The sequence below is a fragment of the Megasphaera jansseni genome, from assembly GCF_047974155.1.
Taxonomy (GTDB): Bacteria; Bacillota; Negativicutes; order Veillonellales; family Megasphaeraceae; genus Megasphaera.
Window position 1 is genome coordinate 22,715 of sequence record NZ_JBHYRR010000002.1, and the last position, 13,138, is coordinate 35,852.

Genomic DNA, 13,138 nt, shown 5'->3' on the forward strand with positions numbered 1-13,138 from the left:
AGGTGATAGATGATGTCGTTGTTTGATTTGGTTCTGCTGTCCGTCCTTGACGAGATTTTCTCTGATGAGGATTGAAGCTGGTATTTTGAAAGGAGAGGTTGTTTATGCCCTGGCTCATCGCTGGTTTTGCTATTATGACCGTTCTTACGGCTGCTACGGATTCCCATTCGTAAAGGAAGTCGATTTCTGTGATTGAATTGAATAAAGGGAATAAAAAATAACCGCCAATGGTGTTGTGTACTGTTGGCAGTTATTTTTTGTATTTTGCCTAAATCAATTTATTTTGTTTGGCCAGTTTTTCAATCATGGACAACGATAGTTTGCTATACTTCGCTACTTTTTCTAAAGCCATCCCATCCTTTAACAATTCGAGAGCAAATTCCAATTTTCCTTCGGTTCTGCCTTCTTCCTTACCTTCTTTTCTGCCTTCTTCCTTACCTTCTTTTCTGCCTTCTCTTCTGCCTTTTTCCCATCCTTCTTGCTTACCTTTCATTAGGCCATCTTCGTATATTCCTTCTCCTAAGTTACACATGACTGCCAAATCCCCCTCTCCTTCTTGTGTCAAATCAATTCCAAAATCATTATGCAAGGTTGTAATCTTTTCACTGGCGTTCTTTGACGATTTGAACATCAAATCAAGCAGATTTATCAGCTGATCCTTGACTTTGCTGTTTCCCAGGTAGACAAAGATGATGCCCATGAGATCATAATTCTGACAAGGTTCTTTATAGCGGTGCAGCAAATGCTGTTCTTTCAGCTGATAGCGGTTGATAGCGCTTTTTCCCTGTGGGGCTTCCATGCAGATCCAAATAGTATAGACCTTCTTTATTTTATCGTAGTCGCTATTGCTGAATTCGGTTCCTTTTTGCGAGGAAATCAAGCGGCTGGCATAATAGACAGCTCTTTTTAATAGAGGATAGGTATCTCCGGTCTTCTTTTTCGGTTTCAATCGTTTTTGTGCTTCTACATTGATAATCAGCGTAATGAGCTCATTCGTTTCCGGTGCCTTCGCCCGGAACAAGATATCAAAGACGATGCTGCCTTCCGTTATGCTGTTATCTTCATTCTGTGCCCCTTTGATTTTCGGTGTATCCTGTCGCTCTAAGGCGTGTCGGACCGCGTTCGTTTTATCCTTAGAGACCGGAACGGTACTGACTTCCGGCGTCCCTTCGATGTAGATATTAGCAATATCGTCGAGGCTGGCCGATTCAAATTCGGGAACCGTCCGTTTCAAGATATAAGCTAACACCTTTTTCTGCGATAAAACGCCTTTAGCCGCTTGATCGTAGTCCAACGCACCTGCCAGCTGGTCCTTTACATCCTGCATTATCTCTTCATTCATCGGCCACACCTCCTTGGATTTATTGTATCAGATTTTAAATTTTTTGTACAACCAGGAAGGTCACTGTAAAATATCCCCACCTGCATTTTTTCTTTCCTTCCTACTTTTTCTGGCAAGTGACCGTCCTCAGATTACGATATACTATGTCCTGTAAGAAGCACTCGGACCTATGGATTCTTTGAAAGGAAGTGAATGATACGATGCTGTATGAGCTGATGAGCAGTCTGGAAGACCTTTTCCACGAAGTATTTTGTGATGACTAATCACTGTCTGTATCGATAAGGAGATGAGATTCATGGACATTGATGTTTACGTCGATATCGATATTTACTAAGCGGATTCGCTACTATGTTTTTTGATTTCCTAAAGGAGGTTTTTCCTATGCCATTTTTCCTTGCTCCCCTTGTTGGGTCTGCCGTCACCACGGTTGCTGAAGCCCTTGCTTTGGAAGAAGTCGTCATGTTCGTCGCTGGAGCCACTGCCGCCCGGAGCGTGCTTCATGGCCAATCCGGCCAGATAGATACTACAGCGTCCGACTTGAGTTCTCAGCCATAACTTCCTACTTTTTCCGTTAACTCTCCCTCTTCGTTTTCTCGTATAATATGTCTTGCAAGGAGGTGCTCCCCCTAATGTAGATTCTGATTGCTTGAAAGGAGATGTTGTTTATGCCTTGGTTCGTCGCTGGTTTTGCCATCACTGCTATCATTACGGCTGTTTCTGATTCGTAAAGGAGGTTAATTCATATGCCATTTCTTATCCCTATCGTCATTTCTGCAGTAACTACGGCAGCAGAAGCTGCGGCTTCTGAAAGCGCTGTCATGTTTGTCGCCGGGGCCACGTCGGCCTATCGGATTTTCCATGATTGAGGAGGTGTTACTATGGTCTATGTCTACGATCCCGTTTCTGAAAGTCCTTGTTTCTAAATGCTATATTGGATGTGATTGAATTGAATAATGGTAATAAAAAATAACCGCCAACGGTGTCTTGCACTGTTGGTGGTCATTTTTTGTATTTTGGCCCTAAATCAATTTATTTTGCTTTGCAATGTCAGCGCTTCTAAGGATAATTTAGTATACTGAGCAATCTTTTCAAAAGGTACGCCATCTTTCAGCATTTCCAGTATATCGTCTTGCTTCCCTAAATTCCAACCACGTTTTTCGCCTACTTCTTCACCTAGTTTACGGCCGCGTTTTTCTCCACGTCGTTCTCCACGTTTTTCAATACCTTCGCTCAAGTTACACATGGCTGCCACTCCCTTCTCTAAGTGTATATAGGCCTAACGGCCGCTGATTGCAGTTCGCAGGCCGCCTCAAATCCAGATGCCGCTAAGCGGCAACAAATTCAAAGTAACGACATCGTCGATTTTTCGTTCGTCGTAGGTCGTTCATCGTTCATCGAATTTTTGGGGCCTATGGCCCCGCCGGTCGCAGGCCGCAGTTCGCAGTTCGCGGCGTAGATCCGTTCGTCGTAGGTCGTTCGTCGAATTCAGGGCCTACTATTTTAGTGAATGGTTTTAAATTTAAAGCCATTTTCTACAAACTACAAACTCTATGCTACAAACTATAAAGCAAAAGGGACCTCACATGATGGCAGAAACCTTCGTGCGCCAGGCCCCTACGCATACGGCTGATAGCCGTTTTTTTGCGAACTGCGACCGGCCGCCTGCGAACTGCGTTTATTCTATGAGTCTATTGCGGCGAAGCCGCATCTGAGTCCGAAAAAGGCCATGCATGATAGCTCAGGCTTCCATACATGGCCTCTTTATCACCAACTAAATCCCATATTCCTTAAAAAGTTTTTCACAAAAATCGGGGTCACTAGCCGCTCGGTTTGCGTCGTCATAACGATTTTCTTTAAATAGCGCACTCATTAAAAGACGAAGCCTTTTCTGTCCGGCCTTCATTCCTTCTTCGTGGCCTTTAGCCTCTCCCTCTTTACGGCCTTCAGCTTTGCCCTCTTCAAAGGCATCGCGATGGTCTGAGTTATAGTCTAGGATGGCGAGTTCCCGGTTGATGTAGGCCAGGCGTTCGGCGTCGTTTTGCAGGAAGGTCCGGGCGGCATCTACGGCTTTATGGATGGCTTCATCGCTCATGATCAGTTTCCCTCCTTCTAACCCACACGCATGAATAAGACAAGCCCTATCATGTTGACGGGTCGCCCACGGGCGACCCCTACGATCGTATGAGCTGGTTGGCAAAGTAGGCCAGCCAGCGTTCCATTTTCGTCATGTCACGAATCCGCTTCTTCGGCGATTTCGTATATTTCGGGATTTCCAGGAAATGGAATTAGGCCTATCGGCCCCGCAGACCGCAGTTCGCAGGCCGCATCGGACTCAGATGCCGCTTTGCGGCAACAAACTCAAATTGAATACATCGCCTCGAGTGACCCTCGGCTTGTGAAAAAATAGTGGTTCGTGGCTCGTGGTTCGTGGCTCGTAAAAACCTGCCATTATACTCGAATTGGCTGTAGGTAAATCTCTCTAGCGGGCTTCCCACGTGGAAGCCCCTACAGTCTGGCCCCTACGTACAGGCCGTGGGCTGTGTATTTTTTGCGGTCCGCAGAACCGCGGCGGCCTGCTATCTGCAACCAGCGAACTGCGTTTGTTAAATCAATTTATTCTGCTTTGCAATGTCAGCAATAGCTTCTAAGGATAATTTAGTATACTGAGCAATCTTTTCAAAAGGTAAACCATCTTTCAGCATTTCCAGTACGTCGTCTCGCTTCCCTAAATTCCAACCACGTTTTTCGCCTACTTCTTCACCTAGTTTACGGCCGCGTTTTTCTCCACGTCGTTCCCCACGTCGTTCTCCACGTTTTTCAATACCTTCGCTCAAGTTACACATGGCTGCCACTCCCTTCTCTAAGTGCGGTGTCATCATTACGTTAAATTCATTTATTAACAATTCATTTTTTTCTTGGGAACTGATGTTGTCCAAGAGCAGCATACTCAGCAATCGCAGGATGCCTTTTAGCTGTTTATGGTTCTTACTTCCCAGACAGACCAAGACGATATTGATTAAATCGTAATGGCTCCGCTCGGCCTGTGTATGACCAATTAGATGTTTCTCTGCCAGTTGGTAACTGGAAATATTGTACTCCCATTTTTTCGTTGGCATTGTACAGATCCAGATAGAATAGACCTTCTGGATTTTTTCGTAATGGGATTTCACGAAAACCGTGCCGTACTGACTGGAAATCATGCGGCCGCAATAGTAGACAGCCCGTTTCAACAAGGGATAACCCGGATTGAAATCGTTCTGCGCTTCCAGGTTGATGAGAAGCTGAATTAGCCTTCCATCAACGGGAGCTACGGCATGGAACCGGATATCATAATAAACCGTTCCTTCCTCTCCGGATTTGTCTTCCATCTGCTCGCTCTCGATGCGCGGCGAAATAGCTTCCGGTTCCACGGCAATGCGGCTGATGCTCGGTTTACCCTGGATATAGCGTTGGGCAATATCCTGCAAATCACAATCCTTGAATTCTTCCGTGCAGGCCTTCAGGATATGGGCCATGATGCTCCTCTCTGAAAGGACCCGCTTGCACGCCTCGTCATACGCTTTTTTCTGCGCTTTAGCCTGTTGTGCCGAATCGGACATGATGTTTTACACCTCCAGATTCACTTTTATTGTATAATAATCGTTCCTGCTCTGCAATAGAGCGGCTCATGATTCCATCATACACCACAAAACAGGGCCAAATAGAAATTCTAATCGTTTTTTAATCGAATTTCCAAAAACTTAAGGAAATGTTAATGTAAATTGGGGCCTACCGGCCCCGCCGCTCGCAGTTCACAGTTCGCAGGCCGCCCCATTTTTCGTTCGTCGTAGGTCGTTCGTCGAATTCAGGGCCTACTATTTTAGTGAATGGTTTTAAATTTAAAGCCATCTTCTACAAACTACAAACTCTATGCTACAAACTATAAAGCAAAAGGGACCTCACATGATGGCAGAAACCTTCGTGCGCCAGGCCCCTACGCATACGGCTGATAGCCGTTTTTTTTGCGAACTGCGACCGGCCGCCTGCGAACTGCGTTTATTTTGCGTTTATTTCATGAGTTTGTTGCGGCATAGCCGCATCCGTAGGGGCCGCCCAAAATATCCTAATCCGTCAAGTATAGAACGGTTACCTGGACGGATGGTAGCGGCGGGCGGCCCGCTACGCGCTGAGGGCTTCCCGAAGCGTCGTTGTTAATTTGAGTTGATTGCGGCGAAGCCGCATCTGAGTCCGAGGAAATTTCAATAAAAACACCGCCAATGGTTTCTTGCCCCGTGGCGGTGTTTTTGTAATTGTTCCTAAATCAATTTATTCTGTTTAGCAAGTTCTTTAATCATAGACAACGATAATTTGCTATACTTTGCCACTTTTTCCAAGGACATCCCATCTTTTAACAATTCGAGAGCGAATTCCAATTTTCCTTCTATTTTGCCTTCTTTTTTACCTTCTTCCTTACCTTTTATCAGGCCATCTTCGTATATTCCTTCTCCTAAGTTGCACATGACTGCCAAATCCCCCTCTCCTTCTTGTGTCAAATCAATTCCAAAATCATTATGCAAGGTTGTAATCTTTTCGCTAGCGTCCTTTGACGATTTGAACATCAAATCGAGCAGGTTTATCAGCTGGTCCTTGACTTTGCTGTTTCCCAGATAGACAAAGATAATGCCCATGAGGTCATAATTCTGACAAGGCTCCTTATAGCGGTGCAGCAAATGCTGTTCTTTCAGCTGATAGCGGTTGATCGCACTTTTCCCCTGTGGGGCTTCCATGCAGATCCAAATGGTATAGACCTTCTTTATTTTATCGTAGTCGCTATTGATGAATTCAGTCCCTTTTTGCGAAGAAATCAATCGGCTGGCATAATAGACAGCTCTTTTTAATAGAGGATAGGTATCTCCGGTCTTTTTTTTCGGGTTCAATCGTTTTTGTGCTTCTACATTGATAATCAGGGTAATAAGCTCATTAGTTTCCGGTGCCTTCGCCCGAAACAAGATATCAAAGACGATGCTGCCTTCCGTTATGCTGTTATCTTCATTCTGTGCCCCTTTGATTTTCGGTGTATCCTGTCGCTCTAAGGAGTGTCGGACCGCGTTCGTTTTATCCTTAGAGACCGGAACGGTACTGACTTCCGGCGTCCCTTCGATGTAGATATTAGCAATATCGTCGAGGCTGGCCGATTCAAATTCGGGAACCGTCCGTTTCAAGATATAAGCTAACACCTTTTTCTGCGATAAAACACCTTTAGCTGCTTGATCGTAATCCAACGCCCCTGCCAGCTGCTCCTTTACATCCTGCATTATCTCTTCATTCATCGGCCACACCTCCTTTTGACCTCATTGTACCAAATTTTGATTTTTTTGTACAACCAGGTTCGTAGCTCGTGTTTCGTGGCTCGTAAAAGCCTGCCATTATACTCGAAAAGGCTGTGATGAAATCTCGCAACGGGCCGCACAAGGCTCCCTTTATAGGGGAGCTGGCCGCCAAAGGCGGTCTGAGAGGTTAAAGGTCGTCCCCTACGCACAAGGCCGTTGGCCGTGATTTTTTTGTAGCCAGTAACAGCGTTTCCATTTATTGCCTGTATGCGAGGTCGTAGGGGCCGTCCCAAAGCTTTCTGATTCGTCAGATACAGGACAGTTACCCGGACGATTGGTAGCGGCGGGCGGCCCACTACGCGCTGAGGGTATCCCGAAGCGGCGTTGTCAGTTTGAGTTTATTGCGGCGAAGCCGCATCTGATTCCAAGGCGACCGGCTGCCTGCGACCTGCGGCCTGCGCTCACTTATTTCCCATGGGGTTCATAGCCGTTGATGGCGGCCAGGCGGATCAATTTTTCGCCTTTTTCTTTGTCTTTTGGGACGCCGATGCCTTCTTTATACATCTGGCCCAGCCAATATTGGGCCACGGCGGCTTCGACGTTGAGTTCGCTGCCCTGCAAGGCTTGTTCGAAGTAATGGCGTGCCTTAGTGTAATTCCGTGTGACGCCGCGTCCCAGGAGATAGAGCATCCCCAGCATGGCCTGGGCTTCTGGCAGGCCCTGTTCGGCGGCTTTGGTGTACCAAAAGGCAGCTTTTTCATCTTTTTTGTAACTGTAAAAATAGGCATCGCCTAAATAGTTCTGAGCGTCCCGGTCGCCTTGGGTGGCAGCATTCTCTATCAGCATCCAGCCCACTTTATCGGCATCTCGGACGTGACCGCCGTCAGAGAGGAGTTCTAAGCCCCACGTATACAAGTTGATGGCCTGATTCTTCTTGGTCTGTTCGCTTCTATCCATGATTACCCTCCTGTGAAATACAAGTTCTATCTTTACTATAGCATCTGAGGAGGACAGGTTTTGTCAGGGTTAGGCAAAAAGGGCTTGTCGCACGACGACAGCGCCTTTTTTAGCAGTCAGCGGATGGGGTTAAATTTAAAAGCAACCTCTCAGTCAGCTTCGCTGACAGCTCTCCTAGAAAGAGAGCCTTGCACTGGCCTGCGCTCCTATTAGTCCGCTTCTAAGTGCAGGGTTTTGACCAGTCCGCTGCGGTTGTGTTTGACCGGTTCGTCGGTCAGGGCATCCAGGATGAGGCCGTAGTCTTTCTTTTCGATGTCTTCGCAGAAGGCGATTTTCAGGTACATCGTAGCCCGCGAGGAACCGACGTAGATGAGGCGCTGCATGAGGTCGTCCGGGAGTTCCGACAGATTGACGTCGATGAGGAGGACCGCCGTGGCTTCGAGGCCCTTGAATTTCCGTACTGACGTGAAGAGGATTTTGCCGTCTTCCGGTTCCGTCGTGACGGGAATCCCGTTGAGGGCCCGGCAGTCCTTGAGGCCGCTATGGGCGACGGAGTGGGCCGTGAGGATGACCATGTCCTTCAGGGCGACGCCTTGCTGGCACATGTCTTTGACGAAGCGGTCTGCCTGTTTCTGCAGTTCTTTTTCATTCCCATAAAAGACGGCTTTCGGCGTCATGCCCTGGATGGTGTTGACATAGCTGTCTTTCATGTGCATCAGTTTTCCGATGGACGTGGCGATTTCAGCGGTATTGCGGCAATTCTTATAGAGGACCAGGCGACATTCGGCATTCTTATCGATCCAGCCCGTCGTCTTGCGGCTCATGATGTACTGATTGCGGTCGTAAAAGATGTAGAAACAGCCGTCCTGCAATTCGGCCAGGAAGCTCAAGTGTTCCAGGATGGAATCGCTCAGGTCCTGACCTTCGTCGACAACGATATTGGGATAGGGCCAGTCGTCATCATTGAATTCGCTTTCAAAATACTCTTCAAAGACGGCGACGACTTTATTGAGGGGCAAGGTATCGTCCTGGAGAATTTCTTCGGCCAAAGTGCGTACATTATGAAAGGTAATCTGCGGGTCATGGTAATGGTGGCGCAGGTATTGCAACAGGAATTCGTTGAAGCACAGGTAGAGGACCTTTTTCCCCTGACTAGCCAGCATCCGCGCCTTTTCTACGGCCAGCATGGTCTTACCGGTACCGGCCGGGCCGTAAATGGCCGCCGTCCGCTGTTCCTGCAAAAAGCGCAGGATAGAGAACTGCTGATTGGTCAGCTGGACATAAGACGTCTTCGTTTCCCGGCTGCTGCTGGAAATCGTTTCGGCAATGCGGAAAGACGGCATGAGTGTCTGGATGAGGGCTTTGAATTCCGGCGGCTTCAGCGGTGTAAAGGACCGCCCCAGATGGTCGTGCCAATACGCATAGGCCTTGTCCAGGGCTTCTTCTGGGTGAGCTAAACTCAGCTGGTCCAGGATAATTTCCGGAACAGCTTCGGCTGGCAGACGCAGTTTCGAATCCATAGCGACCGACGTGAACCAGGCTGCCCGGCCGATCATGGGACAGTCATAGGGAAAATGCTGGCGCAGGATCCGCTGGATACGGTATTGCGTTTCCGCAGCCTGTCCTAAGGGATTGATGCGTTTTTCACTGTTATTCCTGCGGTTGATTTGGATCCAACTGCCGTCTTCATAGCCGATGCCACCGGATTTGACTTCGATGGACAAGATGCCCTTGGTCGGGTGGAAAATGATAAAGTCGCCTTCCCCTTCGCTTCGGTATTGGCCTGGTTCACCGAGCCAACGGAAGGAATGGAAGACGACATATCCGTCACTTAATTGTTGTAAGGCCTGGTAGACCTGGATTTCGCCATCGCTGCCATGAAAATCATCGTCAATGGTGGGATAAAAACGTGCCATGCAGTATCTTTCCTTTCTCTTTATCTTCTGTCATCGTGTTCTCCTTATTATACCAAGGATACTTCAGGGACGGAAGGGTGCCGAATTCTTTCAGTCTGGCTTTGAGCTGTTTTTGAAGTCCATGTTGCCAGAGGTAGCGGTCTATCATTTCTTTTTCGGCATACAATACGCTGTCTTCGACCTGGTGACGCGTGAAGGTATTCAGGCCATCGATTTCTAAGAGGCATGTATTCAGGCGGCCCACCAGTTCCCAGCAGGCCATCTTGTCTTCCATGACGGCCTGGTACTGTTCTTTCAATTCTTCGCGCATGCGGTAATAGTCCGTCAGCGAATGGACGTTGGAGAGTTTGTCTTTTGCCAGGACTTCTTCTGCTTTCTCGGCAACGCCAGTCCGTTCGAAGTCGTAGAAGTGGCAGTCGTCCAAGAGGTAGCCATGGACATATTTTCCCAGTTGTTCGTTGAAATTCAGGGGAAAGACGGCATGGCAGCGTTCACATTCAACGGTCTGTACCATATTCGGCAGATTATGGATCAGCAGGTTTCCTTGTTCATCGCGGTGATTGCAGATGGGTTCCCAGGCGTAACGGCGCCGGCTTGCCTGCAAGGTCGTGCCGGCCTTTTTGAAACAGTTGTCGATGAGCGTGAGTACTTCGTCCATATTGAGGCCCGGGATGTCGTCGAGGAGATTGACCGTACGATCATAATAATCGAGGGTCCCAAAGATGGGCATGGAAAAACGCATGACCCAATATGTCCTGAATTTCATCTGCTTGTACAGGGGAAAGAGAATGCTGCGGATGTGTTTGGCTGAAAACTCATCGTAATAGGGCAGGTCCAGGGTAAGGACCGCCCGACATTCGTCCACGTCAAGATCAAATTTCTTATAGCAGTTATAGATGAACTGGATAGCTTGCTGTGCTTGTACTACGTCGATTTGTTTCATACCTATCGCCTCCTTGGGTTATCTATTATATATAGTCAGGTAGACAGAATGTGTCTTGGCATAAAAAAAAACTTGTCGCCGCGCGACAAGTTTTTTTAGTGATTAGTGGCTAGCAACGGGTAAAAATTTTAAGCCATCTTCTACAAACTCCGTACTACAAACTATGTAAAAAAAGCAACCTCTCAGTCAGCTTCGCTGACAGCTCTCCTATCAGGAGAGCCGGGCTACGCGATTTTATATTTCTTTTCCAAACGTTCCAGGAGTTCCATGTAGCCTTTTACGAATTCCGGACCTTCTTCTTGTTCCATGTCCCGGACGGTCTGGTCGATTTTGGCTTTGATGGCGTCCGACAGTCCGCGGTCGGCCAGGGGGTAGACGACGTTGTTTTCTTTTTCTACGTGCTGCTGCAGGCGGTTGGCATAGGCCATGGCTTCAGTCAGGGCCTGGAGCTTGTATTCCGTCTTCGGTTCCTGGGTGTAGAGTTTCAGGGCTTCGTCGAGGGCCCGGACGTGGGCACGGATGAGGTCGTGTTCGACGAGCATGCCGTGCTTGATGATGATGGAGGCGACTTCTTCCAGATGGTCGACCATTTCAGGGAAGAGGACGAGTTCTTCCCGGCGGTGATGGTGGCCGTCGGCATAACGGCGGATGAAATCGAGGATTTCAGCAAATTCCTGCTGGTCGATTTCGGCGCCTTCCAAGATAGCGCAACACGATTCTTTGATGACTTTCAGCATCCGTGAAATATTGGCATGTTGTTTGACCATGACTTCCGTGCAATACATAAAGGCTCCCTCTCTTTCGTTTAAGCAGATTTCTTGACGATTTCATACTGGCCTTCGGCCGGGCTGGCGAAGGCGTAATCTGTAGCGGCCAGCAGGCCGTCGACTAAGGCCTGGCGCAGGGCATAGTAGCGGTCGCCGTGGCCCTTCCAGAATTCGCTGTGCAGGTCCATAGTCCGGTCCCAGGCGATGCGGCGGTCGTCGCTTTCGCGGACGCGGTTGACCTGGTCGCAGGGCATGCCATCGAGGAGCAGGTCGTCCAGGCGGTGGAAGGCTTCCGGTGCCGTAGCGGCAGTGAGGTGCTGGCTGGCGCCGAAATCATAAGCGGCCTGTTTCAGTGCCGTCAGTCGGTCTTCCCGGTCGCCGGCGACGTCGAGTACCAAAGCGGCATAGCGGCCTTCGGCATCGTGGATGCGCGACTGGAGCCAGCCGTGGATGTTCGATTCGTCGATGACTTCATCGAGTTGGCGGCGGTCTTTGCTGCCGTATTTGTCAGCTAAGTCGCTGTCGGACCAGCCCTGGGACGAAGCATAGCGGATGAGTTCGTCGATCAGGCTTTCCTGGAACTGGATTTTATTGTATAACCAAAAATGGATGGGTCCTAAAAATGCGCTCATGATGATACCTCCTCTTACTGTTTGTTCGCTTCGATGGCAACGTTGACGGCTTTAGTGACGATTTCCGGGTCGAGGCCGTGGACGAAGCAGGCATTGGCCAGGCTTTCCTGCTGCGACGACGGGCAGCCCAGGCAGTGCATCCCCTGGGAAATGAGGGTGTCGACAACTTCCGGATGAAGGCGGATGATATCGCCCATAATCATATCAGACGTAACCTTTTCATTCATAGCAAATTTATTCAAAACAGATTTCAACATAGTACCTACCTCCTAAGCAAGTGGATGAATTATATCTTAATCTCTAAGTGAGGTTCTCTCAACTTCTGAACGTAGTATACCATGGATAGCGGAGGGAATCGGTTGTTATTACAACGGTTGGGAAATTAGTGGCTCGTGGTTCGTGGTTCGTGGCTCGTAAAAAAGCGCTGTCTTTGCGACAGCGCCTTTTTAAGTTTGCAGCTTGCAGTTTGCAGTGAATGCTCTTAAATTTAAAACCATTCACTAACAACTAACAACTAGCCACTAACCACTCTTATTCTTCCTCTTCCGGGAGTTCTGCGTTATGATATACATCCTGGACGTCGTCGAGTTCGTCGAGGGCGTCTACGAAGCGTTCCATTTTTTCAGCGTCTTCACCGGTGAGTTTGATCGTGTTTTCCGGAATCATGGTGATCGATGCGTGTTCCGTTTCGATGTTGTTGTCAGCCAGGGCTTTTTCGACAGCGTCGAAAGCTTCCGGCGTGGTGATGATTTCGTAGTCTTCGTCCGAGACTTTTACGTCATCAGCACCGGCATCGAGGGCGACTTCCATAATCTGGTCTTCATCAGCCTGGTCGCGGTTAACGACGAAGATGCCCGTGTTGTGGAACATCCAGCTGACACAGCCCGTAGCGCCGAGGTTGCCGCCGGATTTGGAGAATTCATGGCGGACAGCAGCAGCTGCGCGGTTGCGGTTATCCGTGAGGACGTTGACCGTAACGGCGACGCCTGCCGGGCCGTAGCCTTCGTATACGATTTCTTCGTAGTTCTGGCCTTCTGTAGCGCCAGCGCCTTTCTGGATAGCCCGTTTGATGTTATCTTTCGGGATGTTGTTTTCTTTTGCTTTCTGAAGGGCCAGCTTCAGACGCATGTTGCCGACCGGGTCCGGACCGCCCATGCGGACAGCAATCGTGATTTCACGGCCGATTTTGGTCGTAATCTTACCGCGGATTGCGTCGTTTTTCCCTTTTTTACGTTTAATATTCGCCCATTTAGAATGTCCAGACATTCAAAT

Annotated in this window: 13 protein-coding genes; 1 reads left to right on the forward strand and 12 read right to left on the reverse strand. The window is 48.6% G+C overall.

The genetic code is table 11. The annotated features are described in order from the left end of the window. Positions 1–268: 268 nt before the first annotated feature. Complete coding sequence (locus tag ACE418_RS00870) at positions 269–1,342, reverse strand: hypothetical protein (RefSeq protein WP_416448708.1); 1,074 nt, start codon at positions 1,340–1,342, stop codon at positions 269–271. Between the two features lie 743 nt (positions 1,343–2,085). Between ACE418_RS00870 and ACE418_RS00875 the strand changes: the two genes are divergently transcribed. Further along, positions 2,086–2,208: a hypothetical protein gene (locus ACE418_RS00875; protein WP_278949655.1), complete on the forward strand. Its 123-nt coding sequence runs from the start codon at positions 2,086–2,088 to the stop codon at positions 2,206–2,208. A 158-nt stretch (positions 2,209–2,366) separates the two neighbouring features. Here ACE418_RS00875 and ACE418_RS00880 read toward each other — a convergent pair whose 3' ends face one another. From ACE418_RS00880 to ACE418_RS00930, 11 genes are all read right to left on the reverse strand, one after another. Further along, complete coding sequence (locus ACE418_RS00880; protein WP_416448709.1) at positions 2,367–2,576, reverse strand: hypothetical protein; 210 nt, start codon at positions 2,574–2,576, stop codon at positions 2,367–2,369. A gap of 537 nt (positions 2,577–3,113) precedes the next feature. Beyond that, entirely contained in the window at positions 3,114–3,434 is a 321-nt protein-coding gene (locus ACE418_RS00885) for a hypothetical protein (protein ID WP_416448710.1), read from the reverse strand. A gap of 511 nt (positions 3,435–3,945) precedes the next feature. Beyond that, complete coding sequence (locus ACE418_RS00890) at positions 3,946–4,941, reverse strand: hypothetical protein (RefSeq protein WP_416448711.1); 996 nt, start codon at positions 4,939–4,941, stop codon at positions 3,946–3,948. Positions 4,942–5,637: 696 nt separating this feature from the next. Next, a complete protein-coding gene (locus ACE418_RS00895; RefSeq protein ID WP_416448712.1) occupies positions 5,638–6,651 on the reverse strand; it encodes a hypothetical protein in 1,014 nt (337 codons plus the stop codon). A gap of 465 nt (positions 6,652–7,116) precedes the next feature. After that, positions 7,117–7,608, reverse strand: coding sequence for a tetratricopeptide repeat protein (locus ACE418_RS00900; RefSeq protein ID WP_416448713.1), 492 nt, complete (start codon positions 7,606–7,608; stop codon positions 7,117–7,119). A 209-nt stretch (positions 7,609–7,817) separates the two neighbouring features. Then, entirely contained in the window at positions 7,818–9,524 is a 1,707-nt protein-coding gene (locus tag ACE418_RS00905; protein WP_416448714.1) for an NERD domain-containing protein, read from the reverse strand. Then, on the reverse strand, positions 9,499–10,467 hold the full coding sequence (locus ACE418_RS00910; RefSeq protein ID WP_416448715.1) for a hypothetical protein: 969 nt from the start codon (positions 10,465–10,467) through the stop codon (positions 9,499–9,501). The genes ACE418_RS00905 and ACE418_RS00910 overlap by 26 nt, the downstream gene beginning before the upstream one ends. A gap of 224 nt (positions 10,468–10,691) precedes the next feature. After that, the gene (locus ACE418_RS00915) at positions 10,692–11,252 is read right to left on the reverse strand and encodes a hemerythrin domain-containing protein (protein ID WP_416448716.1); all 561 of its coding nucleotides are present in this window, start codon (positions 11,250–11,252) and stop codon (positions 10,692–10,694) included. A 20-nt stretch (positions 11,253–11,272) separates the two neighbouring features. After that, the gene (locus tag ACE418_RS00920) at positions 11,273–11,866 is read right to left on the reverse strand and encodes a hypothetical protein (protein ID WP_416448717.1); all 594 of its coding nucleotides are present in this window, start codon (positions 11,864–11,866) and stop codon (positions 11,273–11,275) included. 14 nt (positions 11,867–11,880) lie between these two features. After that, entirely contained in the window at positions 11,881–12,123 is a 243-nt protein-coding gene (locus ACE418_RS00925; RefSeq protein ID WP_020310427.1) for a DUF1858 domain-containing protein, read from the reverse strand. Between the two features lie 274 nt (positions 12,124–12,397). Continuing rightward, positions 12,398–13,132, reverse strand: coding sequence for a YebC/PmpR family DNA-binding transcriptional regulator (locus tag ACE418_RS00930; protein ID WP_416448718.1), 735 nt, complete (start codon positions 13,130–13,132; stop codon positions 12,398–12,400). Positions 13,133–13,138: the final 6 nt, after the last annotated feature.